Source organism: Dactylosporangium sp. NPDC049525, assembly GCF_040676755.1.
Classification (GTDB): Bacteria; Actinomycetota; Actinomycetes; order Mycobacteriales; family Micromonosporaceae; genus Dactylosporangium.
This window is the reverse complement of sequence record NZ_JBFAPO010000066.1, coordinates 23,271-48,425: the sequence shown is the minus strand read 5'-3', so window position 1 is coordinate 48,425 and position 25,155 is coordinate 23,271. Positions and strand designations below refer to the sequence as shown.

22 protein-coding genes and 1 pseudogene are annotated in these 25,155 nt (G+C 72.6%); 13 read left to right on the top strand and 10 right to left on the bottom strand.

All coding sequences use genetic code 11. The features are described from left to right. Positions 1 to 55 precede the first annotated feature (55 nt). The 6 genes from AB0K00_RS49255 to AB0K00_RS49230 all read left to right on the top strand — a co-directional run bounded on the left by AB0K00_RS49255 (position 56) and on the right by AB0K00_RS49230 (position 5,904). Entirely contained in the window at positions 56 to 709 is a 654-nt protein-coding gene (locus tag AB0K00_RS49255; protein ID WP_363537318.1) for an SIMPL domain-containing protein, read from the top strand. A 31-nt stretch (positions 710 to 740) separates the two neighbouring features. Then, positions 741 to 1,034 (top strand): metalloregulator ArsR/SmtB family transcription factor, encoded by a 294-nt coding sequence (locus AB0K00_RS49250; RefSeq protein ID WP_363537315.1) that lies wholly within the window; start codon positions 741 to 743, stop codon positions 1,032 to 1,034. Then, positions 1,034 to 1,423: a VOC family protein gene (locus tag AB0K00_RS49245; protein ID WP_363537365.1), complete on the top strand. Its 390-nt coding sequence runs from the start codon at positions 1,034 to 1,036 to the stop codon at positions 1,421 to 1,423. The genes AB0K00_RS49250 and AB0K00_RS49245 overlap by 1 nt, the downstream gene beginning before the upstream one ends. Before the next feature lie 45 nt (positions 1,424 to 1,468). Next, positions 1,469 to 1,864: a cupin domain-containing protein gene (locus tag AB0K00_RS49240; protein ID WP_363537312.1), complete on the top strand. Its 396-nt coding sequence runs from the start codon at positions 1,469 to 1,471 to the stop codon at positions 1,862 to 1,864. Further along, a complete protein-coding gene (locus tag AB0K00_RS49235) occupies positions 1,861 to 2,862 on the top strand; it encodes a phosphotransferase (protein WP_363537309.1) in 1,002 nt (333 codons plus the stop codon). Before AB0K00_RS49240 ends, AB0K00_RS49235 begins: the two co-directional genes overlap by 4 nt. 2,664 nt (positions 2,863 to 5,526) lie before the next feature. Next, complete coding sequence (locus AB0K00_RS49230) at positions 5,527 to 5,904, top strand: SgcJ/EcaC family oxidoreductase (protein WP_363537306.1); 378 nt, start codon at positions 5,527 to 5,529, stop codon at positions 5,902 to 5,904. Here the strand turns inward: AB0K00_RS49230 and AB0K00_RS49225 are convergent. Beyond that, entirely contained in the window at positions 5,897 to 6,784 is an 888-nt protein-coding gene (locus tag AB0K00_RS49225) for a LysR substrate-binding domain-containing protein (protein WP_363537303.1), read from the bottom strand. The genes AB0K00_RS49230 and AB0K00_RS49225 overlap by 8 nt on opposite strands. 65 nt (positions 6,785 to 6,849) lie before the next feature. On the opposite strand from AB0K00_RS49225, the gene AB0K00_RS49220 reads away from it, so the two are divergent. Next, positions 6,850 to 7,776 (top strand): EamA family transporter, encoded by a 927-nt coding sequence (locus tag AB0K00_RS49220; RefSeq protein WP_363537300.1) that lies wholly within the window; start codon positions 6,850 to 6,852, stop codon positions 7,774 to 7,776. A gap of 45 nt (positions 7,777 to 7,821) precedes the next feature. Here AB0K00_RS49220 and AB0K00_RS49215 read toward each other — a convergent pair. Both AB0K00_RS49215 and AB0K00_RS49210 read right to left on the bottom strand, forming a co-directional pair. Further along, positions 7,822 to 8,808: pseudogene (locus tag AB0K00_RS49215) on the bottom strand (PQQ-binding-like beta-propeller repeat protein); the annotation flags it as partial. Positions 8,809 to 8,998: 190 nt separating this feature from the next. Continuing rightward, the gene (locus AB0K00_RS49210; RefSeq protein ID WP_363537297.1) at positions 8,999 to 9,895 is read right to left on the bottom strand and encodes a hypothetical protein; all 897 of its coding nucleotides are present in this window, start codon (positions 9,893 to 9,895) and stop codon (positions 8,999 to 9,001) included. A 163-nt stretch (positions 9,896 to 10,058) separates the two neighbouring features. Here AB0K00_RS49210 and AB0K00_RS49205 point away from each other — a divergent pair, with 163 nt between their 5' ends. Continuing rightward, the gene (locus AB0K00_RS49205; RefSeq protein WP_363537363.1) at positions 10,059 to 13,331 is read left to right on the top strand and encodes a DUF5127 domain-containing protein; all 3,273 of its coding nucleotides are present in this window, start codon (positions 10,059 to 10,061) and stop codon (positions 13,329 to 13,331) included. A gap of 4 nt (positions 13,332 to 13,335) precedes the next feature. Further along, the gene (locus AB0K00_RS49200; RefSeq protein WP_363537294.1) at positions 13,336 to 15,099 is read left to right on the top strand and encodes a glycoside hydrolase family 76 protein; all 1,764 of its coding nucleotides are present in this window, start codon (positions 13,336 to 13,338) and stop codon (positions 15,097 to 15,099) included. Positions 15,100 to 15,391: 292 nt separating this feature from the next. On the opposite strand, the gene AB0K00_RS49195 is transcribed toward AB0K00_RS49200, so the two are convergent. After that, entirely contained in the window at positions 15,392 to 15,910 is a 519-nt protein-coding gene (locus AB0K00_RS49195; RefSeq protein ID WP_363537291.1) for a hypothetical protein, read from the bottom strand. Positions 15,911 to 15,933: 23 nt separating this feature from the next. On the opposite strand from AB0K00_RS49195, the gene AB0K00_RS49190 reads away from it, so the two are divergent. Next, a complete protein-coding gene (locus AB0K00_RS49190) occupies positions 15,934 to 16,440 on the top strand; it encodes a diadenosine tetraphosphate hydrolase (RefSeq protein WP_363537288.1) in 507 nt (168 codons plus the stop codon). Positions 16,441 to 16,490: 50 nt separating this feature from the next. On the opposite strand, the gene AB0K00_RS49185 is transcribed toward AB0K00_RS49190, so the two are convergent. Continuing rightward, entirely contained in the window at positions 16,491 to 17,204 is a 714-nt protein-coding gene (locus AB0K00_RS49185; RefSeq protein WP_363537285.1) for an HD domain-containing protein, read from the bottom strand. Between the two features lie 91 nt (positions 17,205 to 17,295). Between AB0K00_RS49185 and AB0K00_RS49180 the strand changes: the two genes are divergently transcribed. Next, complete coding sequence (locus AB0K00_RS49180) at positions 17,296 to 18,225, top strand: zinc-binding dehydrogenase (RefSeq protein ID WP_363537282.1); 930 nt, start codon at positions 17,296 to 17,298, stop codon at positions 18,223 to 18,225. Here the strand turns inward: AB0K00_RS49180 and AB0K00_RS49175 are convergent. After that, positions 18,218 to 18,550, bottom strand: a complete 333-nt coding sequence (locus tag AB0K00_RS49175) for a helix-turn-helix domain-containing protein (RefSeq protein WP_363537279.1) — start codon at positions 18,548 to 18,550, stop codon at positions 18,218 to 18,220. The genes AB0K00_RS49180 and AB0K00_RS49175 overlap by 8 nt on opposite strands. 71 nt (positions 18,551 to 18,621) lie before the next feature. On the opposite strand from AB0K00_RS49175, the gene AB0K00_RS49170 reads away from it, so the two are divergent. Beyond that, complete coding sequence (locus tag AB0K00_RS49170; RefSeq protein WP_363537276.1) at positions 18,622 to 19,107, top strand: group II truncated hemoglobin; 486 nt, start codon at positions 18,622 to 18,624, stop codon at positions 19,105 to 19,107. Between the two features lie 34 nt (positions 19,108 to 19,141). After that, on the top strand, positions 19,142 to 21,037 hold the full coding sequence (locus AB0K00_RS49165; RefSeq protein ID WP_363537273.1) for an Hsp70 family protein: 1,896 nt from the start codon (positions 19,142 to 19,144) through the stop codon (positions 21,035 to 21,037). An 83-nt stretch (positions 21,038 to 21,120) separates the two neighbouring features. On the opposite strand, the gene AB0K00_RS49160 is transcribed toward AB0K00_RS49165, so the two are convergent. Genes AB0K00_RS49160 through AB0K00_RS49145 form a run of 4 tightly spaced genes read right to left on the bottom strand, consistent with a single transcriptional unit; the run spans position 21,121 to position 25,091 of the window. Continuing rightward, positions 21,121 to 22,197 carry a hypothetical protein gene (locus tag AB0K00_RS49160; RefSeq protein ID WP_363537270.1) on the bottom strand — a complete coding sequence of 359 codons (1,077 nt, stop codon included), beginning with the start codon at positions 22,195 to 22,197 and terminating at the stop codon, positions 21,121 to 21,123. Then, positions 22,194 to 23,141, bottom strand: coding sequence for a hypothetical protein (locus AB0K00_RS49155; protein ID WP_363537268.1), 948 nt, complete (start codon positions 23,139 to 23,141; stop codon positions 22,194 to 22,196). Before AB0K00_RS49155 ends, AB0K00_RS49160 begins: the two co-directional genes overlap by 4 nt. Continuing rightward, positions 23,138 to 23,857 carry a hypothetical protein gene (locus tag AB0K00_RS49150; protein WP_363537265.1) on the bottom strand — a complete coding sequence of 240 codons (720 nt, stop codon included), beginning with the start codon at positions 23,855 to 23,857 and terminating at the stop codon, positions 23,138 to 23,140. The genes AB0K00_RS49155 and AB0K00_RS49150 overlap by 4 nt, the downstream gene beginning before the upstream one ends. Next, positions 23,841 to 25,091: a hypothetical protein gene (locus AB0K00_RS49145; protein WP_363537263.1), complete on the bottom strand. Its 1,251-nt coding sequence runs from the start codon at positions 25,089 to 25,091 to the stop codon at positions 23,841 to 23,843. Before AB0K00_RS49145 ends, AB0K00_RS49150 begins: the two co-directional genes overlap by 17 nt. Positions 25,092 to 25,155: the final 64 nt, after the last annotated feature.

Below are 25,155 nucleotides of genomic sequence, written 5' to 3'. Positions count from 1 at the left end.
AACGACCGAACAACCGGCGAACGGTCGAATCCGGCGCGGAATTAGGCTGCACGGCATGACGGTGGTTGCGGTACGAGGCGAGGCGTTGCGTGAGGTCGATCCTGAGCTGGCGGAGTTCACGGTCGTGGTGGTCGCCCGGGACAAGGACCGGCAGACGACGTTGACGCGGCTGCGGGAGCGGGCCGAGGCGCTGCGGGCCTTGTTCGACCGGCACGCCGAGGCGATCGAGCGGAGGGAGACCAGCGGGCTGCACGTGCACCCGGAGATGGGCAAGAAGGGCGAGCGGGTCACGGCGTACTCCGGCAGCGTGGTGACCACGGTGGTCGTTCGGGACTTCACGGCGCTGGGAGAGATGCTGCTGACGGTCGCCAACCAGGACCAGACGCACGTGGACGGGCCCACGTGGTCGCTGCGCCCCGACAGCCCGGTCCACAAGGAGGTGCGCCGCGACGCGGTCGCCAACGCGATCGCCCGGGGCAAGGAATACGCGGAGGCCCTCGGCGCGCAGGTCGTCGACCTGCTCGAACTGTCCGACCCGGGGCTCGGCGGCGGCGCGCAGTCACTCGGGCGGTTCCAGACGTACGACATGCAGGCGAAGACCCGCGCGTCCTACGGCGGCGCGGCGCCGCTGGAGCTGGACCCGCAGCGGCAGCGGGTGCGGGCAGAGGTGGAGGCCCGGTTCACCGTCACCACGCCGACCGCGCTGTGAGACTTGATATGCAAGCAGATACTTGCCTATCATGGCTGAGGTGAGCGACGTCTTCAAAGCGCTCGCCGACCCGACCCGCCGCGCGATCCTCGACGAGCTCACCGACCGCGACGGGCAGACGTTGTTCGAGCTGTGCGGCCGCCTCACCATGAAGCACCAGATCACCTCGTCCCGCCAGGCCATCTCCCAGCACCTGGACCTGCTGGAGGCGGCGGGGCTGGTTGCGGTGCGGCGGGAGGGGCGGTACAAGTTCCATCACCTCGACACGGGCCCGCTGCACGACATCGTTGAGCGGTGGCTGACCCCACGGACGAAGGACACCTGATGATCATCAACCTGGCCAGCCTGTTCGTCGACGACCAGCGCGCGGCGCTGCGCTTCTACACCGAGGTGCTCGGCTTCGTGCAGAAGCACGACATCCCTATGGGGGAGTTCAGCTGGCTGACCGTGGTGTCGCCGGAGCGCCCCGACGGCACCGAGTTGGTCCTCGAGCCGGCCAACCACCCGGCCGTCGGCCCGTTCCGGGCGGCGCTGATGGAGGACGGCATCCCCTTCACGTCGTTCGCCGTCGACGACGTGCACAAGGAGTATGAGCGCCTGCGCGCCCTCGGCGTCGTGTTCACCCAGGAGCCGACCGAGATGGGCCCGGTGACCGTCGCGACGTTCGACGACACCTGCGGCAACCTGATCCAGATCGCCCACCAGAGCGCGTAAGGAACGTACAAGACTGTTCTTTGGAAAGCGCGCACGATGGACGCCATGCGACCGGTGAACCTGACCGAGGCCCTGGCCTCCTTCGACGACGTGTACAGCCCGCGGATCGTGGCCCGGGTCAACGACTACGACGTGCGCATCGCGCACACCCTGGGCGAGCACGTGTGGCACGTGCACGAGCACACCGACGAGTTCTTCCTCGTCCTGGACGGCCGGTTCGACGTCGCGATCCGCGACGAGCACGGCGAGCGCACCGTGGCCCTGAGCAAGGGCGACACGTTCGTGGTGCCGCGCGGCGTCGAGCACCGCCCGTCCTCACCCGGCGGCGCCATCCTCATGTTCGAGCCGTCCGGCACCGTCACCACCGGCGACCACCACGACGGCGCATTGCCCGGCCACGTCGACAGCACCACGGGTCACGCACTTACTGTGGAGGAGTGAACGACCCCGGCACCCGCCACGCCGCCGACGACGCCCGCCGGCTATCGGGCCTGACGGCGCAGGTGCGGGCGGCGTACGGCTTCCGCTTTCCGGCCGACATCGTCCTGACCGCCGGCCCGCGCGGCGCCCTCGGCCAGATCTGGCGGGTCAACGACACCTTCGCCCTCAAAGAGCTCTTCGGCACCCCGCCACCCCAGCCGGTGCTGGACGCGGAGCTCCAGTTCTCCGCGTTGGCCTCAGCCGCAGGTGTACGACTCCCGCTCAGCCACCCCGACCACGACGGCCAATACCTGCACCAAACGCTCGACGGCACCTGGCTGCGCCTCTACGACTGGATCGACCTGCACCCCGTGGACCTGAGCGCCCCGTCCACCCCAGCCGACCTCGGCGCACTCCTGGCCCGCCTGCACCGCTGCGCCCCACCCGCCACCCCCGACGGCGAACCCTGGTACGACCAGGTCCCGACCGCCGACAGCTGGCCGGACGCCCCACCACAGTTCTCGGGCCGCCTCGCCGAACGCCTCGCCGAGCTGCCTGACCTCTGCGCAGACATAGCCCCGGCCGACCCAGCCGACCTCATCGTCTGCCACCGCGACCTGCACCCAGAAAACATCCTCGCCGACCCCCACGGCTCCCTGGTCGTCGTCGACTGGGACAACCTAGGCCCGGCCGCGCCCCAACGGGAACTGGCCCGGGTCCTCTTCGACTGGTACTGCCCCGGCCCCACCATCGACCTCGACGCCATGCGCGCCCTCTACGCCGCCTACATCCGCGAGGGCGGCCCAGGCCGCATCACCGACCCGGCCGACTTCACCATGCTCCTAGCCTGCCGCCTCAACTTCCTGCTAGCCCAGCTCCGGATCACCCTCAACCCAGACGCCGACCCCAGACACCACACCTGGGCCACCCGCGAAATCGACGAGTCCCTCCACATCCTGCCCACCCGCCCCCACCTCACCGCCGTCCTGACCACACTGCACCCTTCCAGCCATCCCTGACCCCGAAGCGTCGCCCGGTTTTCTGTCGTACCCCTGTGCTTGAGTGTCAGTACGCCTGACGCCGCGCTGTGCCAGGAACATACGGGAGGTGCACCTGCCAAGCCGACCACCTGCGGCCCGTGAAGCTCCCCGCCGCCCGCGCCCGGTTGTGGCCGGCTGCGGGCCGAGACGGCAGGTCGACCGAGCCATCACGGTGTTGCGGTCCAAGGCGGAACTCACTGAGACCGCCGCCCCGTCCCGTCGACGAACGCATCAAGTCCTCGCCCTGACCCACCTGCCGAAGGAAGCTCACCGACCCCGCCAGGCAACCCACGACCGCCAGCCCACCAGCCACCGCACCCTGTCCAAGCCCGCGACCGTCGCCACCGCTTCCGCCCCCACACGCGGCGGCACAACGGATGGTGACACCAGGGTCCCGGCAGCAGCCGTCCCGGCAGCGGCCATGCCATAGCGGCCACTCGCGCACCGTCGAACAGGACGACACCTCCGCAGCGCCGACCGGTCGCCGCTGGACGGGCTGCCCCGCGCAGACGGTCGAGGGCTGCCCGCCGCGCTGATGATGCTGCCCCGCCGTGCTGATGATTGAGGGCCGCCCAACCGCCGCCGACGGTCGAAGGACATGCGGCAGTGGTCGTGCTGCCGCGGCCGCTCAGTTCGCCGTCGAGCAGGACGACACCTCCAGTGCCGGCCTGCTCCCGATGGAGGCTGCTTCGCCGTGCTGACGGTTGAGGGCCGCCCGCCCGCCGCCGACGGTCGAAGGACGTCCAGCAGCGGTTGTGCTACCGCGGCCGCTCAGTCACCGTCGGGCACGACGGCACCTCGCCAGTGCCGGCCGTCACCGATGGGCGGGCTGTCCCGCTGCGCTGACGGTTGAGGGCTGCCCCGCCGTGCTGACGGGGTCGAGGGCCGCCTCGCCGTGCTGACGGTCGAGGGCCGCCCGACTGCCGCCGACGGTCGAAGGACATGCGGCAGCGGTCGTGGTGCTGCGGCCGCTCAGGCACCGACGAGTGGGACGACACCTCCCGAGTGCCGGCGTGTCGCCGATGGGCGGGCTGTGCCCTGCTGCGCTGACGGTCGAGGACTGCCCGACGACCGCTGCCGGTTGGCGGGAGGACCCGAGCCGCAAGAGATGCGGGCGAACCCCGACCGCCAATGGCGGGAGACCGTATGCGGGCTGCCAAGGGATGCGGTCGAGGTGGACCTCCACGCGGGGCGAGACGAGGCCGCCGGGCTGGAGCCGCACCGGGCACCCGAGGTTCGGGGCATCCGGCTCCCTCGGCTGAGTTGCAGCGCTTGGGATTCGAATGCCTCGGTGCGGCGCAGCTGGCCGGATTGGCTGCGCCGGACGGAGCGGGCGTCGATGCCGGGCGACTAGTTCGGGTGCTGGTTGTGCTGCCATGCGCAGGCGCCGGGTGTGCGGTCGCAGGCGCCCGCTGCGGAACCGCAATCGCTGGGCCGGCACGCTCTGACCTCGCTTGAGCAGGCGCGGGTGCTGGGTTGGTCGGTTCGGACGCTGCCTGAGCGCCGGCGCAGCATCTGGCTCCCTCGGCGGAGTCGTAGCGCTTGGGATTTGGAAGCATCGGTGCGGCGTCGCGGGGCGCGTTGGCGGAGTCGGACGGAGCGGGCGTCGATCCCGGGTGACCGGTTCGGGTGCTGGTTATGCTGCCGTGCGCAGGCGCCGGGTGTGCGCTCGCAGGCGCCCGCTGCGGAACTGCAGTTGCTGGGTCGGCATGCTCTGACCTCGCCTGAGCAGGCCCGGGTGCTGAGCTGTCCGACTCCGACTCCGACGCCGACGCCGACGCCGACGCCGACGCCGGCCGAGCGGGTGAGGGTGCTGGGGCGGTGGGTTCGGGCGCCGACTGTGTGGGTGCGGGTGGTGGGCTGATCAGTTCGGGCATCGATTGTGCGGGTGCGGGTGCGGCCGCTGGGCTGGTCGGTTCGGGCGCCGACCAAGTGGGTGCGGGTGCTGGGCTGGTCGGCTCCGGCACCGACCGAGCGGGTGCAGGTGCTGGGCAGGTCCGTTCGGACGCCGACTGGGCAGGCGTGGATGCCGGGCGGCCGACAGACCGAGGCGCCGCCGGTGAGGGTGCTACCGCGGGGGTGCCAGGCGCAGGCGCCGGTTCACTGCCCACCCGCTCCGTGCGACCCGAAACAGGAACCGGCCGAGCGCGTGCCGGCGCCCTTGTGGCAGGCGCGGGTCCCGGCCCGGCTGGCGCGGATGTCGTGGCGCTCGCCGCCGGTCGGCACGGTGCTGCGCGCTGCGGGACCGGGTCAGCCGCGACCGCGTCCAACTCCGCCAACAGTTGAGCGTTCCGCAGCCGCACCAACTTCGTCGCATGACGAGCCGCCAACCCGTGCGCCCGAGCCTCCGCGAACTCCGCCCGAACCCGCAACTTCTCCTCACGCCGCCGCACAAACTCAGCCCGCTGCGCAGCCAAACGCGCATCCCAATCAATCGAACCCAACGAAGAAGAAGACCCGGAATCCGGTGCGTCCAAAGAAAAATACGGCCGTGGCATGCGCCGCCTCCCCCCGGTAGGCGCTACCCCACCATTCTCGAACCCGCACACCCCCACGTCCAGCGCCATCACGCCACGTGACCACCCGCACACCACCCAGCACGAGGCTTGACCTGAAGCTTGGTTGAGGTTCAAGAGTCTTGGCATGGACACGGAACTGGGCGCGCTGCGGGACGTTGTCGGCAGGGTGCAGGACGCGCAGCAGCGGGAGTCGGTCGAGGAGTTCGTTGCGCTGTTCAGGCACGACGCGATCTGGACGACCGGGCACGGCCGGCGGCTGACGGGGCGGGACGAGATCGGCGCCTTCACGCGCAAGGTACTACCGGGTGCGATGCGCGGCACCACCGTCACGTACGAGATGCTCGACGTCCTGTTCATCCGGCCGGACGTGGCCGCGGTCCGGGTCCGGCAGACAACCGTTTCCCCAGACGGCACGGCGGAGGGCAGCCCTGTCTACGTGATGGCGAAGGAGGACGGCCGCTGGCTGCTCACCGCATGCCAGAACACGCCTGTGGTCAGCTGAGGCCGAGGCTCAGGGCTTCGAGCACGACGTGCAGCGGCGGCCAGGCGCGGCGGCCGAGGCGGGTCACCGCGAACACGCGCATCCGCACGTCTGGGCGGCGCAGCGGCACCAGTGTGACGCCGTCGAGGGTGGGCTGGTCCGCGGGCAGGAGCGCGACGCCGAGCCCGGCGACGATCAGGTCCTGGATCAGTTCGAGGCTGTCGGCGCGGTGGGCGATCCGCGGTGTGTAGCCGGCCATCGACGCGACGGTGCGCACCACGTCCTCGTCGGCGCTGTTGCGCGAGTTGACCAGCCAGTGCGTGTCCCGGAACGCTTCAAAGACCTCCAGCGCACCACCGTCCACTGTAGAGCCAGCCGGGACGCCCAGGCTCCATTCTGTGCTCCACAGTGGCGTCGCCTCGAGGGTGTCCGGGAATCCGGACGGCGCCAGGTTGTAGTCGTAGGTCAGGGCGAGGTCGACCCGGTCGCCGGCGAGCAGTTGCAACGCCTCGGCCGGCTCGTGCTCGTGGATCAGGACGCGCAGCCGCTCGTGGCGGGCCGGCAGCGTCGCGACGATCGGCAGCAGCGACCGGCGGATCGCGGTGGCGAATCCGGCGACCCGCACCGTGCCCGCCGGCTCGGCCGACGGGTCCAGGTCGAGGCGGGCGGCCTCGACCGCGGCGAGGATCGTCACCGCGTGCCGGGCCAGCCGCCGCCCTGCCGGGGTCAGCCGGACCCGCCGCCCGTCCGGCTCGATCAGGGCGGTGCCCGCCTCCCGGGCGAGGACCGCGAGCTGCTGCGACACCGTCGACGTGGTGGTGCCGAGCTCGTCGGCGACCTCCCGCATCGAGCCCAGCCGGGCCAGCTCCGCCAGGAGCAGCAGCCGGTCATTGTTCAGCATTTTCGAACGGTACCTCAGCAAAAGCCACGTGGACGTGAACGGTTGGGATGGCGTGTACTTCGGGCATGTTCGCCGCGATCGCCTCCATGATCTGCATCCAGCTCGGGCTCGCCGCCTCCGTCGGCCTGTTCGACAGCGTCGGGCCGTCCGGCGCGGTCAGCCTGCGCCTTGCCTGCGCGGCGGTGCTCCTGCTCGCGCTGGTCCGGCCGCGACCGCGGGACTTCACCCGCGCCAGCATCCTGGCCACCGTCGCGCTCGGGGTCGTCACCGGTTGCATGACGCTGGCGTTCATGGCGGCCGTCGCGCGGCTCCCGCTCGGCACCGCCAGCGCCCTGGAGTTCCTCGGGCCGCTCGCCGTCGCAGCCTTCCGCGGGCGCCGGGCCACCGTGCTCTGGCCGGTCCTCGCCGGGGCCGGCGTGCTGCTGCTGACCGAACCGTGGCACGGCCGCACCGACCCCGCCGGCGTCGGGTTCGCCCTCGCGGCCGCCGCCTGCTGGGCCGGCTACATCCTGCTGACCCAGCGCGTCGGCGACCAGGTCAGCGGCTACGCCGGCCTCGCCGTCTCCACCGCGGTCGCCGGCCTCGTCGCGTCCGCGGTCGCCGGCCCGTCCGTTGCCGCAGGGCTGACCTGGCCGCTGCTGGCCGCGGGGTTCGGCCTGGCCGTCCTGCTCGCTGTGGTGCCGTTCAGCCTGGAGATGTACGCCCTGCGCAAGCTCACCGCCGGCGCCTTCGGCACGTTGATGAGCCTTGAACCGGCGATCGCGCTGGTGGTCGGCGGGGTCCTGCTGCACCAGGCGCCTGGCCCTCTCGCGGTGCTCGGCGTCGCGCTGGTGGTCGCCGCAGGCGTCGGTGCCGCCCGCACCGGCTCACGGGCCGTAGGCTCGCAACGTCCTGCCGTCGGTGAGGTACAGCCGCCCACCGGCGACGACAGCGTGACCGGTCGCACCGTCGAACCGGCCGGCGCCGGGCACGTCCCCGCCGGTGACCGGTGACAGGACGGCCATGGGGTTGCCCTCGACGGTCACGTACAGCAACCCGCCCGCGCGCACGGGACGCTGCACCGCTCCCGGCAGCTGCCGGGTCCACAGCTTCGCGCCCTTCCCCGCCTGGAACGCGGTGAGCGTGCTCCCGCCCGCCGCGTAGACCCGCCGCCCGTCGGTCGCGACCGACTCGACCGTGCCCGGCTGCCGCCAGGCGAGCTTGCCGGACCCCGCGCCGATCGCCGACAGCCCGGTCTGGTCGCCCTGCCCGACGGGGTCGGGCACGGCGAAGAACCGTTCCGCGGTCGCGGCGAGCGGGCTCCACCGCATAGGCGCCCGCCACAGCACCTTGCCCGCGGCCACGGTCACCGCGGTGGTGCCGGTCGCGTCGTGCAGCAGCACCCGCCCCGCGGCGGACACCGGACCGGCGAGCACGGCACCGCTGCGGCTCCACCGCTGTGCGCCGTCGCGTCCGCGGTACGCGATGATCGTGTCCTCGTTCGTCGCCGTCGCCCACCCGGACGTGACGACGGTCCCGGCATCCACCACCAGGTCGTTGACCGGCGGCTCCTGCACCACGTCCCACCGCCGCGCCCCGGTCGCCGCGTCGAGCGCGAACAGGAACCCGTCGGGATCGCTGTTGGCGTAGCACGACGCCCCGGCGACGATCAGCGTCCCGTCGGCGACCACGATCCGCCGGAAGTCCCGGCTTTGCAGGATCCGCGTGTCGCGCCACAGCTTCTTGCCGGTGCCCGCGTCGAGCGAGGTGACCCCTTCGCCGTCCAGGATGTACACCCGCCCACCGGCGACGAGCGGCGGCGGCAGCGCGGGCGCGCACCCTTCGGCCCCGAGCGCCGGCGTCGCTGCCCACCGCAGCTTCAGCTTGCCGACGTTGCCGGCGTTGATGGTTCGTTCGTCCGGGTTGTAACCACTGTTCCCGGCGTCGAACCCGTCATGCGTCCACCGCCCCGCCGCCGCCGACAAGGCCGGCACAGGCAGCGACGGCAGCGGCGGAGGTGGCGGCGGCGAGGCGCTGCCCGGCATCGGCATGGCGCTGACGGCGCCCGCGGCAATCGCCAGCGCAGCGACGAGCCGCAACGGTCCGGCGGCGATCCGCCGTCGCAACTTGGTCATGACAAACATCCCTCGGTCTGCACCGGGGGAGCGGTCGACTCTGACGTTCGCGACTCTACCCGACATTTCGGATATGTCAGGCCGATTGGTACAGCGCGCGCTACGGATCGGCCGGGGGCGGGGTGTAGCCGCACGTGGCGGGCGTGCATTCGTGGTCGCGGCCCCACAGGTACGTGTCGCGTTCGGTGGCCCGCGCGACCTGCAACAGCTGGCGCTGGCGGTGCCGCGGAACCGTCGAAGGCAGCGCCGTGAACGTCTCGGGCATGACCGCGACGGAGGTGCACACCTGCTCGCCGTCGCGCATCGTCAGCAGCGCCAAGCATTCCCACCAGGGGATCGGGATCCTGCCGTCAGGGTGGGGCCAGTAGTAGTCCGCCGGATCGGGCACGAGGTAATGGGTCGCGTCCGGGTCGAGGTGGGCGCGCAGCCACGGGCCGCTGCCCCCGCCCAGGCCGAGCCGCCGGCGACCGGCCTCCGCGTAGACCTCGCACATCGCGTCCGTGGACAGGGCCTTGAGCACGTGTGCCTCACGGGGCAAGGGCCGGCGGCCGGCCGGCGGTGACACCGGCCAGCCGGCGAGCGTGCGGACCCGCCGCGCGACGGACAGCCGGGGCGCGCCGCGCGGCGTCTCCGGCAGCGGGGGCGGTGGCGTCCACCGGTAGCCCGCATCGTCGAGCCAGGCGAGCATCAGCGCCCGCCCTCGCGAACCGCTGGTCTGCCAGGTCCAGCTCATCGGCCGGGCGTCCATCGCGCGTTCCTGGGTGCTGCGCCTGCCCTGGTCGGAGAACCGCGGGAGGTCCCGCCGCCCGGCGACCATCGGCAGGTTGTGGCAGAGGTCGGCGAGGAGCGCGATGCGTTCGAGGCGCTCGTGCTCGCCCGGCTCCGACGCCCGGGCAAGTGACCGGATCTCGATCAGCGCCCGGGCGGCGATCACGGCCGCGGCGCCAGCATCGCCAACGGGCTGGAGGTGCCGCCGTTCGGGCTCGGCCGTTGCCATGCCGGCGAGCCTAGCGGACCGCCGCCGGACCCGGGGCAGGCCCGAATCGCACAGACCGCCGTGAATATTGATAAGGACTGTTGACAGTTTGCGTCGGGAAATGTTTGCTGATGTCGAATCCGTCCGGCCCTTCCACCGCCATGGGGAGCCCCGCGTGACATCGATGCCACATGCGTCCCGCCGGGACGTCCTCCGCCTCGCCGCGCTCAGCGGCCTGACCGGCGCCGCCGCCGCGGCGGGCGTGACTCTGGGCGGTGACCCGGCGTACGCGGCGTCCACGTTCACCCCGATCCGGCCGCCCGCCACGCCCCTCGCCGTCCGGTCGCCGTACCTGTCGACCTGGCTGCGCGCCGACACGCTGCCCGGGAACTGGCCGACGTTCTGGACCGGCGCCGCCACCGCGATGACCGGCATCGTGCGCGTGGACAACCAGCCGTACGTGTTCATGGGCTCGCCGAGCGGCGGCTGGCCCCTCGCGACGCAGACCGCGCTGGTCGTCACCGCGACCCGGTCCACGTTCACCATCACCGCCGGCGCGGTCCGCCTCGAGGTCGAGTTCCTGAGCCCGGTGGACCCCGCGAACCTGCGCCGCCAGTCGGTCCCGATGAGCTACCTGAGCGTCACCGCGACCGCCACCGACGGCGGCGGCCATGCCGTCAGCGTCTACCTGGACATCTCGGGGGAGTGGGCGCACGGCGACCGCGCCAAGCAGATCACCTGGGCCACCCAGGTCGTCGGTGACCAGCGGGTGCACACCTGCACGCCGAGCGCCCCGACCGTCCTCGGCGAGTTCGCCGACCAGGCGTCCTGGGGCACCGTCGTGTTCTCCACCGACGAGGTCGCCGGCCTCACCTGGCAGACCGGCGCCGACGGCACCGTCCGCGCCCGCGGCGCCGGCAACGCGACACTGCTCAACACCGGCGACACCAACCAGCCCCGCGCGATCAACAACGCCTGGCCCGTGTTCGCGTTCGCCCGCGATCTCGGCCAGGTCGGCGCGACAACGAGCCCGGCGTTCGTGTTCGTCATCGGCCACGTGCGCACCCCCGCGGTGTCCTATCTCGGGGCGAACCTCGACCCGTACTGGCGCACCCAGTGGGCGACGTGGCAGGACATGCTGCGCTGGTTCCGCGCCGACCGGGACGCGGCCCGCGCCGGTGGGGCCGCGACCGACGCCGCCGTCACCGCGGCCGCGCAGCAGGCGGGCGGCACCCAGTACGCGGCGCTGTGCGCGCTCGTGCTTCGGCAGGCGTTCGGGGGTACCGAACTGGTCAGCCGGGGCGGCGCGCCCTGGGCGATGCTCAAGGAGATCTCGTCCAACGGGGACTTCAGCACCGTCGACGTCATGTACCCGGCGTTCCCCGCGTACCTCGCGCTGAGCCCCCGCTACCTGGAGCTGCTGCTCGCGCCGCTGTTCGACTACACCGAGGTGCAGGGCTTCAACAAGCCGTTCGCCCCGCACGACCTCGGGGTGTACCCCAACGCGTTCGGCCGGATCGGCACCGACGAGGAGGACATGCCGGTCGAGGAGTCCGCGAACATGCTCATCATGGTCGCCGCGCTCATCGCCCGGATGCCCGCCGCGAAGGCGACCGCCTACGCGACCGCGCACCTGACGAAGCTGCGCCAGTGGGCCGACTACCTGGTCGCGAACCTGCCCGACCCCGGCAACCAGAACCAGACCGACGACTTCACCGGCTTCATCGCCCACAGCGTCAACCTGGCGCTGAAGGGCATCGTCGGCATCGCCGCGATGGACGCGATCGCCCGCGCCGCCGGCGTCGCCACCACCTACGCCGGCACCGCGAAGGTCTACATCGGACAGTGGGCGGCGATGGCGCAGAACGCCGGCCACACCCACCTGAAGCTCACCTACGACGGCGCCGACACCACGTGGAGCCTCAAGTACAACGGGTTCGCCGACCGGCTGCTCGGCACGAACCTCGTGCCGCCCGCGATCGCCGCCGAGGAGGCCGCCTGGTACCTGTCGCAGCAGCACACGTACGGCGTGCCGCTCGACCCGCGGCACGAGTACACGAAGGTCGACTGGGAGCTGTGGACCGCCGGGTTCCTCGCCGCGCAGCCCGCCGCCCGCGACGCGCTCATCGGCAAGGCGTACCAGTTCGCGAACACGACCGGGACGCGGGTGCCGTTCACCGACTGGCACGACACCAACACCGGCAACGGGCAGGGGTTCGCCGCGCGACCCGTCATGGGCGGCGCCCTCGCGCTCATGACATTGCGGTACACCCCGAACGGCCTCACCGGGGCGTGGCCCTTCACGACCGGGGTCCTCGACGCCAGCGGCAACCGCAACGACCTCGGCGCCGGCGGCACGCTCAGCGGCGGCACCCTCGCGCTCACCGGCGCCGCCGCGCCCGTGACGGCCCGCCCGGTGGTGCGCACCGACGGCAGCTTCACCGTCATGGCCAGGGTCAACCCCACCAACCTCGCCGGGTTCCGCACCGTCCTCAGCCAGGACGGCCTGCGCCTGTCCGGCTTCTACCTGCAGTACTCCGCCGCCGACAACCGGTGGGCGTTCACCATGCCGGCCGCCGACACCGACAACGCCGCCGCGACCCGCGCACTGTCCACAGTGGTCCCGGCGGTCAACACGTGGGTGCACCTGACCGGGGTCTACGACGCCGACGCCGGGCAGCTGCGGCTGTACGTCGACGGCACCCTGCAGGGCAGCGCCGCGTACAGCGCCGGCTGGCGGTCCACCGGTGCCCTGGCCGTCGGCCGGGCCAAGTGGAACGGCGCGCCCGCCGACTTCTTCATCGGCGTCGTCGACGACGTCGCCACGTTCGGCCACGCGCTCACGGCCGCCGAGGTCACCGCCGCCGCCCACCTCGGCGACGGCCTGGTCCGCGGGTTCGAGCTCGACGGCGCCGAGACCGGCCTCATCCTCACCGGCGGCGCCGCCTACAGCGGCGGCGCGCTGGCCCTGGCCGGCGGTGCAGCCACGACCGCGGGTCCGCTGGTGGACACCGCCGCGAGCTTCACCGTCGCCGCCTGGGTGAACCTGACCGCCACCACCAACTTCGCCACCGTGCTGAGCCAGGACGGGGTGCAGGGCAGCGGCTTCTACCTGCAGTACTCCGCCGTCGACAACGCCTGGGCGTTCGCCATGCTGGCCTCGGACACCGCCGGCGCGGCCGCGACCCGGGCGGTGGCGCCGCTGCCGCCGCAGGCCGGTGGCTGGACCCACCTCGTCGGGGTCCGCGACGCCGCCGCCGGGCAGCTGCGCCTGTATGTCAACGGCGTCCTCACCGCCACCGCCGCGAAGAGCGCCGCCTGGCCGGCCGGCGGGGCGTTCGCGATAGGCCGCGGCCGGTGGAACGGTGCCGTCGCCGACTTCCTGCCCGGCCAGGTCGACCAGGTCAGGGTGTGGAACCGCGCTCTGACCACCACCGATGTGCGGATCCTGAGGTGACGTCATGCGACGCGTGCTGGTGACCCTGCTGCTGCTCGGCTTCGTGGTACTGCCCGCGTCCGCGGCGCACGCCGCGACCGCGATCTGTGCCCTGTACTGCGACACCCGCGACCCGTCCCTCGCCCGGCAGGAGACGTTCCCGGTCCCGGCGGTGACGGTCAACGGGCGGCGGCTGGTGCTGCACGTGTCCGATGTGGACGGTATGGCGTGGGGCAGCATCGACGCCGGTGTGCTCGGCGACGCGGTGTGGCTCGACCGGTCCTTCGACGGCGGCGCGAGCTGGGAGGGGCTGCTCGGCAAGGCGTCCATCCCCGGCACGTGGACCGGCACCCGCACCCTCATGTACAACACCGGCGACCCGTCGCACCATCGCCGTGGCGTGATCCGCGCCTGCGGTGACGCCCGGGGCATCGCCTGCACCGCCTGGTCGCACCTGCCGTTGTGCGCGCCGACGTGCGACGGGGCGGCCGGCGGTACCGACGCGGAAACGGTCAGCACAGTGGGCCTGAACGGTCGCACGTTCGGCCTGCACCTGGACGCGGCCGGCATGGCGTGGGGCACCGTCAGCGGCGGGCGCACCGGCGACGAGATCTGGCTGGACCGCTCGTGGGACGCGGGCGCGACCTGGCCCGGTGGCTCGTCACTCGGGCGCACCACCGCGACCCGCACGGCCAGGTTCAACACCGCCGATCCCACGTCGCTGCTGTACGGCGGCGCCGTGCGCGCCTGCGGACGGCCGGTGGAAGGGCAGAACGGCGCCTGCACCGCATGGGCGCGCCCGTCGTCGAACCGGGCTCTTGCGATGGCCGACGCGCTGATGTACTCCTACGACCCGAGCACCGCCTGGTGGCCGTCGAGCTGGTGGAACTCCGCCGTCGCGCTGCGCACCGTCATCGAGTACACCAGCCGCACCGGTGACACCAGGTACCTCTGGACGGTGCGGCGGACGTTCGACGTCAACCGGGTCGCGTTCCCCGCCGGCGCCCGCTCCTCCGACCCGATCGACGGGCACTTCATCAGCCGCTCCATCGACGACAGCGCCTGGTGGGGCCTCACCTGGCTGGCCGCGTACGACCTGACCGGCGACCGCGCGTACCTCGACGAGGCGGTCACCGTTGCCGCCTACGTCAACGGGTTCTGGGACACCTCCACCTGCGGCGGCGGCGTGTGGTGGGACCGGGAACGCACGTACAAGAACGCCGTCACCATCGGCCTGTACGTGCGGCTCACCGCGGCCTTGCACAACCGGCTGCCCGGCGACACGACCTGGCTGCAGCGGGCCGTCACCGGCTGGAACTGGTTCACCGCCAGCGGCATGATCAACGCATCTGGACTGGTCAACGACGGCATCACCGCCGGCTGCGCCAACAACGGCCAGACCGTGTGGAGCTACAACCAGGGACTGGCGATCGGCGCCGGGACGGAGCTGTACCGCGCCACCGGCACCACCGCCTACCTCGACCGCGCCCGGCAGCTCGGCGCGGCGGCGCTCGCCTCACCCCTGGTCCGCTCCGGCGTGCTCACCGAGTCGTGCGACGTGACCGGCCAGACCTGCGACGACAACGCCAAGCAATTCAAGGGCATCTTCATGGGGTACCTGGCGGAGGCGGGCACCCAGTTCTCCTCGTTCCGGACCAACCAGGCCAACACGGTGTGGAACGGCCGCGACACCCTCAACCGGGTCAGTTCCCGCTGGGCCGCTTCCTCCACGGCCGTGGCCGACTGGCGTACGCAGGCCAGCGCATTGTCGGCCGTCCTGTCCGGTTAGTGCCGCGCCGGCCACGACGCCAAGCCCGGCGAGCACTGGCTGCAGCAGTCGGTCCGGTGGCGGGAGTCCTTCACCTCCGACAACCGGCCGACCGTGCAGGTCGGCACCCGCTCCGACATGAAGCCGTACATTTCGATGCCCGGTAAGGTGCCGTGGGGTGATCCCTGCCAGCGCGTGGTGGCGAGGCTCTCAGGCAACCCTGATCCACAACAGCACCGCGTTCCTCAAGTGCACCGAGCCCTGTGGCGTCGGCAATGGGCTGTCGTCGGCGACACCCCGCTGACGGCCACGCTCACGGGTTGACCTTGACCGCGCCCGGCAGGTCGCTCGTGTCGGCCCACCGGTATGCGGTCGTCAGCCCGCGCGCGTCGAGGTACAGGGCGTTGAGAATCAGGCGATGCTGGAACTCGGCATAGACGGGTCCCTTGCCGTCGAACTCGCCGCGCAGCGCCTTGCCGAGCCGCGCGGTGTCGACCTCGCCGGTGCCGAACTCGGCGAGCCGCGCCGCGTCGTCCGGGGCCGGCCGGTCCGAGCGGTACCGGTGCACGAACCGCCCCTCGCGGTACGCCTCCAGCTGCAGCCAGTCGGAGTCCTCGACCACGTTGGCCAGCGTCGCCCAGCCGGTCCCGGCGCCGATCCGCTCCGCCAGCTCACCCGGGTCGGCGAAGTCGAGCGCGCCCTCCCGCGGGATGACCGCGGTCCGGTTCGCCGCGGCGGGCAGTGCGATCGCGTCGACGCCGGCCGCGGTCAGCGCGTCGCAGACCGGCTCGATCGCGGCGGCCACGAGCAGCGTCTGGTAGCTCGTCCCCATGCCGTGACGGTACCGTGACGGCGATGGACGACTGGCGCAAAGACCGTATCCGGTCGGCACTGCAGGGGCGCAACCCCACGGTGCTGGCGCGATTGTCGTCGGGATTCGCGGTGATCGGCGACACCCAGTTCCTGCCGGGCTACTGCCTCCTGCTCTCCGACGACCCGTCCGCGGACCGCCTGGTGGACCTGCCCCGGGCGCGGCGGCTGGCGTTCCTGGCCGACCTGGACCTCATCGGCGAGGCGGTCCAGATCGTGTGCGCACGGCACGACCCGCAGTTCCGGCGGGTCAACTACAGCATCTTCGGCAACCTGGACCCGATCCTGCACGCCCACGTGCACCCCCGCTACGAGTGGGAGCCGCCGGAGCTGCTCTGCGGCCCGGTCAGCCACTACCCGGCGGTGGCGCGGACGGTGCCGCTGGGACCAGGCCACGACAAGCTGCGCGCCGACCTCGCCGCCGAGATCGTCCGGCTCAGCGCCGACTACGACGAGCTCGCCCGGATCCCCGAGGACTTCCCCGGCCTCTGATCAACTCGCGGTGACCGTCCACATCGGACACGAGAGTGACCCACGAACCTTTAACCGGCAGGGTCGAGGATCGCCGCGAAGCGTTCCTCGGCGAGGTCGAGCTGGCGGAAGATGTGCTGCTTCACCAGCCGGGACAGCGGCGTGTCCGGGCGGGCGACCAGCTCCCGCAGCACCGGCACGAGGGGGCGGTACTTCGTGGCGGCCGAGGCGACCTTCGGGCCGGTGGTGTGGATGACGCCGACGCCGTTGTCGGTGAAGTCCGACACCTTCAGCACCCGCGCCCACGGCTCGCGTTCGAGGCTCTCCCGGACGTGCTGCCGGTACTGCTCGTGCTTGTCGAGGGCAGGGTCGTAGACGGGATTGGTGACCGCCGCGACGAGCCGCGCCGTGCGGGCGCCGAAGCGGGCGGCCAGCACCGTGAGCGCCGCCTCCGCCGTGGCGCCGGGCGTGCCGGCCAGCTCGTCGGGGTGGTCCTCGACCGTGTCGTGCAGGACCGCGGCCGCGATCACGTCGACGTCGGTGACCTCGTAGTGGTGCATGACGCGGATCGCGACCCGCAGCAGGTGGTTCACGTAGGGCTCGCGCACCCGCCGGTCGTCGCGGTGCAGCCGGCCGGCCAGCTCCAGCGCGTCGGCCAGCCGCGCCCGCTCGTCCTCCGCGAAGCGCTGGATCTCCAGCCGGTACCGCTCCCGCAGCCCGTCTTCCCCGTAGACCTCGGTGATCGCGTGCATCGGCATCGTCGACAGGTACGACGGATAGTCCATCGTCCACATATATCGGATCAAGGTAACTTCCCGGCATGGGGACGGGTCCTCTTGACCTGAACATTGGTTGAGGTTCGAGAATCGTGTGGTGATGCGAGCTGTGTGGTGGCGTGCGGTCGGTCCCCCGTCGGTCCTGGAGCTGGGGGAGGCCGCCGAGCCGGTCCCCGGGCCGGATGAGGTGCTGATCCGGGTGGAGGCGGCCGGGATCACGTTCATCGAGACCCAGACCAGGGCGGGCCGGGCCCCGAAGGCAGGTGCGGTCCCGCCGGCCGTGCTCGGCAACGGGGTCGGCGGGACCGTCGCCGGGGTCGGTCCCGGCGGTGATCCCGGGCTGGTCGGCCGGCGGGTCGTGGCGAGCCTCAACGGCACCGGCGGCTACGCGGAGCTCGCCGTCGCCGCGGCCCGCAACGTGGTGCCGATCCCCGACGGGGTGTCGACCCTCGACGCGACCGCGCTGCTCGCCGACGGCCGGACCGCCCTCGGCCTGCATGAGCTCGCCGCGCCCCAAGCGGGGGAGACCGTCGTCGTCGAGGCGGCCGCGGGCGGGGTCGGCAGCCTCCTCGTCCAGCTGGCCCTCGCCGCCGGCGCCCGTGTCATCGGCGCCGCGTCCGGCGAGCGCAAGCTCGCGCTGATCCGTGACCTCGGCGCCGAGGCAGTCGACTACACCGTGCCCGGTTGGACGGACGCCGTGAAGGGCTTCGACGTCGTGTACGACGGCGTCGGCGGCACCATCGGACGCGAAGCCCTCGCCGCGACGGCGGCCGGCGGCCGGTTCGTCGTCCACGGCGCCGCCGGCGGCCCGTTCACGCAACCCGGCGAGGGCGTGACCAGCTTCGGCTTCCCCGAGCTGATGCGCATCGGCCAGCGCGTGCCGGAGCTGGCGGCCCGCGCGCTGCAGGCCGCCGCCGAGGGCCGGCTGCGCCCCGTCATCGGCCAGACGTTCCCCCTGGAGCGCGCCGCCGACGCCCACGCCGCCATCGAGTCCCGCCAGGTCCTCGGCAAGACGCTGCTGATCACGTAGCGACGGGCGTGCCGGTGCGGGCGGCCCGGGCGGCGCCCCAGTCGTAGAGGGCCTGCAGGACCGGGGCGAGGCTCACGCCTTCCTCGGTGAGGCGGTACTCGACGTGGGGCGGGACGGTGCCGTGGTCGTGGCGGGACACCAGGCCGTCCGCCTCCAGCTCCCGCAGTCGCTGCACCAGCATCTTCTCGCTGACGTGCGGCATGCGGCGGCGCAGCTCACCGTAGCGGTGCGCGCCCTCCTTGAGGTGAGCGAGGATCACCGGGCGCCATCGACCGCCGATCACGTCGACGGCAAGCTCGACCGGGCAGTGGTAGCGCTTCTCCATCGTTCGGGCCCCCTACTTACCGAAGAGTGCGTACTTGATCACCAACCGCGCGGTGTGGTCGGGTGTTCCCCATGGACGACGTGGACGACGTGGACAAGACGCAGCCGCCGACGCTGTACGAGTGGGCCGGCGGGACCGAGGCGCTGGTGGGGCTCTGCGAGGCGTTCTACCGCAAGGTGCCGCAGGACGAGCTGCTGGCGCCGGTGTTCGCGCACATGCATCCGCGGCACGCCCAGCACGTCGCGGTGTGGCTGGCCGAGGTGTTCGGCGGGCCCGCGACCTACACGGCCGAGCACGGCGGCTACCCGTACATGCTGAGCCAGCACCTCGGCAAGGGCATCACCGAACCGCAGCGGCGGCGCTGGATCAACCTGATGCTCGACGCCGCCGACGAGGTCGGGCTGCCCGGCGACCCTGAGTTCCGGGCCGCGTTCGTCGGCTACCTGGAGTGGGGGACGCGGCTGGCCCGGGAGAACTCGCAGCCGGGCGCCGACCCGCCGCGCGAGGCGCCGGTGCCGCGGTGGGGGTGGGGCGTGGCGCCACCGTACCAACCGTGAGACAGCGGGCCTGTCGGACATTTAGGCTGAAAGGGTGGGTGGCTATCAGCTGAGCGTCGACTTCGGCACCTCGAGCACCGTCGCGGTGCTCGTGGGGCCGGACGGCGAGCACCATCCGCTGCTGTTCGACGGCGAGGAGTTCCTGCCGTCCGCGACCTGCCTCGACAACGCGCCGCATTTGCTCGTCGGCCGCGACGCCCTGCTGCTCGGCCAGGCCCATCCGGACCGGCTCGCCGCCTACCCGAAGCGCGCCGTCGACCGCGGCGCCGTCGTCCTCGGCGGCGTCGAGTGCCCGGTCGGCGACCTGTACGCGGCCGTCTTCGCCCGCGTCGCCGCCGAGGCCCGCCGGGTCGCCGGCGAGCCGATGAGCACCGTGACCCTCACCCACCCGGCGTGCTGGGACCGTCGCCGGCAGGCGACCCTCACCCGCGCCGCGGCAAAGGTCGGCCTCGGTCCCACCAGGCTCGTCGCCGAGCCGGTCGGCGCCGCGCGGCACGTCCTGGACGCCGGCATCCTCGAGGTTGCCGACGGTGCGTCGCTCATCGTGTACGACCTCGGCGCCGGCACCTTCGACGCCGCCGTCGTGCGCCGCCGCGGCCCGACCTTCGACGTCCTCGCCCAGCGGGGCCTGCCCGACGCCGGCGGCCTCGACCTCGACATGGCCGTCGCCGCCCACCTCGGCAACCTGCTCGCCGACGACACCATCCGCTGGGAACGCCTCATCCGCCCGCAGAGCGTCGAGGACCGCCGCGCCGCCCGCCGCCTGCTGGACGAGGTCCGCGCCGGCAAGGAGATGCTGTCCGTCGCCGACGCCACCACGATTCTGGTGCCGCTCTTCGAGGAGTCGGTACCGCTGTCCCGCGCCGAACTGGAACACATCGCCCGGCCGCTGCTCGACCGGACCGTGGCCGCGACCGTCGCCGCGATCGCGGAGGCGGGCGTCCCCCGCGCCGAGGTGGCGGGCGTGCTGCTGATCGGCGGATCGTCGCGGATCCCCCTGGTGGCGCGGCTGCTGCGGGACGCCCTGGGCGTGGAGCCGACCGCGATCCGGCGCCCGAAGCTGGCGGTGGCCGACGGCTGCCTCCCGGTCCGCACCCGCACCCCGGCCCGCCGCCCCCGCCGCGCCGGACCGGTCGCGACGCCCGCGCCGGTGGTCGACGCCGAACGGATCGCGGAGCCTGTCGCGGGGCCGGCGGTCGCGGCAGCGTCCCCGTCTGACGCGCGGGCCGCCGGTGTACCGCCGTTCGAGCCGGCCGCGTTCGAGCCTGCCGCGTTCGAGTCCGCTACGACTACGGGGACGGTGGGCGGCGCGGCGCCGCCGTGGCAGTGGCCCGAACCTCCGATCGTCGAACCGGTCGACGTCCCGCAGCAGCGGCGGCCGTCGCTGCTGGACCGCGTCCGCCTCCGCCGTCCCCGCACCAGCCCTCGCACCAGCCCCCGGCCGGCCGCTGCCGCGCCTCGGACGCCGGCGGCGACGAGGGCGAAGGCGGCCAGGGTCGGGAAGGTCGCGGCCGGCACCGTCGTTGGTTCGGCGGTCGCCATCGCCGCGGGTGTCTGGGTCGGCTTCGCCGTGGCGCCGTCGGAGTCGTTCTCGACGATCCAGGTCGGTCAGTGCGTACGCCAGGACGGCGCCCAGGCCCGCCGCGTCGACTGCACCGAGGTCGACGCCTACACCGTCACCGCCAGGGTCTACCCGGCCGGCGCCTGCCCCGATCCGGCCCAGCCGTACGCGATGCAGGAGCAGACCCAGCTGTGCCTGGCCCCGGCCGCCCGGAACCCCGCCGACCCGCAGCCCGGTGACCCACAGCCCGGTGACCCGCAGCCCGCCGGCCCGAAACCCGCTGACCCGAAATCCGCCGGGAGGAAGCCGGCCGGCCCACAGCCCGCCGGGTCGAAGGTCACCGCCCCGGCCCGCAATTTCGGCCCCTGACCGCCACTCCGGGCCGTTCGAAGCGTTTGGGGCCGTCCCGGGCTGTTCGGGCCGGTCAGGGCGCTTCAGGCCGGTCAGGGCGTTCAGGGCCGTTCTGGGCGGGCGTCGCGGTGTAGGTCGAGCCTGGCGAGCTCACCCTGCAGGCGGGCCAGCTCCGGCCCGGCCCCGCCGCACGCCCGCAGCGCGTCGGACAGCACGAGCCACGGCCGCTGACCCCGCGCCGCTTCCAACTCCCGCAGCAGCTCCGGGACGTCGAGCACCGGCCCCGCGCCCGCGCCGATCCGGTCGCGCAGGGTCGCCGGGAAGCGGGCCAGCACCCGTTGCGCCCCAGCGAACGACGAGAACGGGGGCACCGCGACCAGCAGCCGGGTGAGGTGCTGCAGCGCGCCCGGGCTCAACGGCCTGGCCCGGCCGGCGGCCGCGGGCGGGTCGAGGACCGCGGGCACGAAGCCCGGATCGAGCCGGTTCCGGGCCAGCCACGGCTCCGCGCCGTAGGGGTTGCCGTTGTACGTGGCGCAGCTCGGGTCCTGGCCGGGCACCCGGTCGAGGACCTCCTTCGTGATCTGGTCGACGTGCAGGAAGGGCCCGGCGCCGTCCACACCGCTGCGCATCAGCTCCACCAGCGCCTGGCTGAACCGCAGCCCGTACGCGGGCTGGTCGGCCGAGGCGGCCATGAGCATCGCGATGCGGGTGCGCCCGCTGCGGTTGCCCTGGGTCAGGTCGGCCGCGGGCGGCAACCCGGCGCCGGCCATGCACAGGTCGACGAGGGCCAGGACGCCGTTGATCCCGGGCTCGTCGAAGACGTCCGCGAGCAGGTCGTTCAACCGGATCGTGGACAGCAGCGAGGTTCGCCGCGACCTGCCGGTCATCATCCGCAGGCTGCCGGCCTGTGCGAACCCGTGGCCCAGGAACGCCACGACGAGCGTCGCGCCGTGCCGGCCGGCGTACTGCGCGGCCGCGACGACCGTGGTCCGGATCGCCTCGTCGTCCAGCTCACCGAAGATGATCCCCGACCCGTCCAGCGCCGGCCGGCAGGAGCCGGCGTCCGGGTCCAGCAGCAGGTCCACCAGCGACCCGGCGGTCGGCTCCAACGGTGCCAGCTCGCCCATCGTCCGGCATTGCGACGCCACGACGAGCGCGTGCCGCAGCGGGGTCGTCATTGCTGGCCGAGGACGGGCGTGAAGGCCTCCGCGATCGGCGCGGCGACCTTCGGCTGCTGCAGATACTTGGTGGCTGTGTGGACCCAGATGCCGGCCGAGTCCACCCGCGTGCTGCGGGGCGCCACTCCGCTGGTGTTGGGCCGCACGAACGTCTCGACGACGGGGCGGGCCGCGACCAGGTCGTCGCGGTCCCAGTAGTTCAACCAGCGGCCGACGCGCGGCGGCGTCGACCGGCACGCCTCGGGGATGTGCTGCCACACCGCGCCGCGCAGGCCGATCGGCGAGCCGAGCGTCACGAAGAGCGGCACTGGTCCCGTCCACTCGTGCAGCGCCTCCAACGCCACGATGCTGCCGAGGGAGTGCGCGACGACGACCGCGGGACCGTCGTCCAGCGCGGCCCGCAGGCGACGCCGGATGCGCACGTCGAGCGGGGTTCCCGCCTCGTCGACGTCGTTGCGGGCGAGGTACCGGGCGACCTGCACCAGGTCGGCGATCATCAGCGCGCCGGTCAGGCGGTGCCCGGCAGGCCGGATGACGGGCAACGACAGCAGCGTCGTCGCGACGCCGATCAGGTGCCGGACCGGTGCGAGCAGTCCCTGCGGCGCCCCCGACGGCGCGAGCTGGTGCATCGCGTGGCGCAGGATCCGCCGGCTCTCGTCGTCCTCGCCCAGCTCCCGCTGATGGACGATGATCTCCTGCATCATCGCGTGGACGATCGCGGCCTGGGCGGCGTCGAGGTCCGTCCGGTGGCCCTGCTTGTCCGGCCGCTGGTACAGGTCGGCGTAGCGCACGAACGCGGTCCTGATCGATCCTCCGCGCAGCAGCGTGGCGAAGCGTTCATGGCCGGCCGCCGCGGCGCCCGTCGCGAGCGCGGACACCCAATCCGCCCGCTCGGCGTCGGGACGCTGGTGCGCGCCGACGCCGTGCACCAGGACGAGTCTCATCCCCGCTCGTCCCTCTCGGCCGTGACGAGCGTCTGGCGCAGCTTGAGCATGCGGTCGGCGGCGTAGACGCCCTTGGCGACGGTCGCGTTGGCGTAGACGACGCAGCGCGGACCCATGATGACGCCGGGGCTGAACACGGCGTTGCAGCCGACCTGGACGTCGTCGCCGATGACGGCGCCGAACTTGCGCAGGCCGGTGTCGACGCGCGCGCCGTCCACGTCCAACTGGATGGTCGGCCGCCGGCCGTCGGCGCCGCGGCGGGGCGAGATCGGGACGTTGCCGAGCTTCACGCCGGCGCCGAGGTTCACCCGGTGACCCAGGATGCTGTCACCGACATACGCGAAGTGCGGGGCCTTCGCCTCCGGCAGCAGCAGGGCGTTCTTGCACTCGCTCGCATGACCGAGCGAACTGCCCGCCAGCAGGATGCTGTCCTCCCGCACGTACGCGCCGTGCCGGACGACCGCCGAGCAGCCGATGTAGGCCGGTCCTTTGACGTAAGCGCCCGGTTCGATCGTCGCCCCGGCGCCGATGAACACCGGCCCGTCGTCGATCCACGCACCGGGGCTGACGTCGCCCTCGATCACCCGCCGGCCCTGCAATAGGCCGGCGGTCAGCTCCGGCAGGGCCCCGAGCACCTCCCACACCCGGCCGAAGCGCCCGAGCAGGGCGTGCACCTGCGGGTCGGCGAGGTCGAAGCAGTCATCTGGCCGTGTCATGGTCCAACTCCTCTTGCCGCTCCGCCCACACGTTGAGTGCGGTGGTGAGGGCGTCCTTCACCGACTCCCGCAGGTTCTGTTCGACGTCCAGGTCGTCGTGGTTGCGGTTGGTCACCAGCGAATGCACGAACGAGGCATTGAACCTGTTGCTGGCACCGACCACAAGGTCGACGTCCGCCTTCGCCCTGGCCCGCTTCTCGCCGATCACCTCGCCGTGCAGCAGGACGAACGCGTCCGCGCCGTGCTCCTGCGTGGTGCTCCGGATGACGGTGATCGGCGGCAGCTGCCGGCTACGGCCGAACGTCGTGAGCAGGTCACGGGGCCCGAGGCGTTCGTCGGCGAGCAGCCCCGCCGCCTTCATCAGTTCCCTGAGCTCGTCGAGGGTGCAGAAGTAGACGTCGATGAGCTTGTCGTTGAACGCGTCGAGCAGCGCCGCCTCGGCCGTCGGGTTGTCGCCGGACACGAACCGCCCGTGATCGATGCAGACCAGCAGGGTCGGCGGGAACTTCAGCAGCGTGTCCCGCAGGTCGGTGCCGAGCTGGGTGCGGAAGTACCCGGAGATGTACAGCACGCCGCCGGCCCGCGTCCGGTGGAGCAGCTTGCGCTGGACCGACCCCCATTGCAGGCTGCTGAGCGCGCCCATCTGCGTGAAGGTCGTGTAGAAGCTGCGGTTGCGCTGCGACAGGTGGACCGACACCGCGCACGGCATGTTCGGCAGCTTCGACAGATGCCGCCGGGCGATCCACCGCTCGCGCCTGAGCAGTCGCCGCAGCGTCCTGCTGAACGTGTCACCCACGCCGATCTGGGAGAATAGGTCGCTCTTGCGGTGGTGGTCCTCGTAGAGGAACTTGCCGAAGTACCGTCCGGCGCCGCCCGGGGTCATCGTGACGGTGTCGAGGTTCTTGAACTCGCGGCCGTCGAGGCTGGTGACGTCGATCGGGGTGAGGGTGAGGTCCAGGTAGAGGCCGCCGACCAGCACGAACCTGCTACGGCCGCCGCGCTGCAGGTAGCGTGTCCGCCAGGACAGCGGATACTTGCGGCGGGGCAGTTTGGCGGCGGTCCGCCAGGTCGGCACCGTGATGTCCGCCGGTGGCCGCAGCAATCGGCGCACCCGCGGATACGGCTCGGCCAGCTCCCAGATCCAGCGGATGACCAGACCGGGTGGCCGGATTCTGAGCAGCGCCAGGAGCATGACCGCGACCGTCACCAGCGCCGCGGCCGTGGCGGTGCGCATGTTCAGGTCCATGACGGACGCCTCCCGCCGGCCATCGGAACTGCCAGGAGCGCGGCGCCGGGGC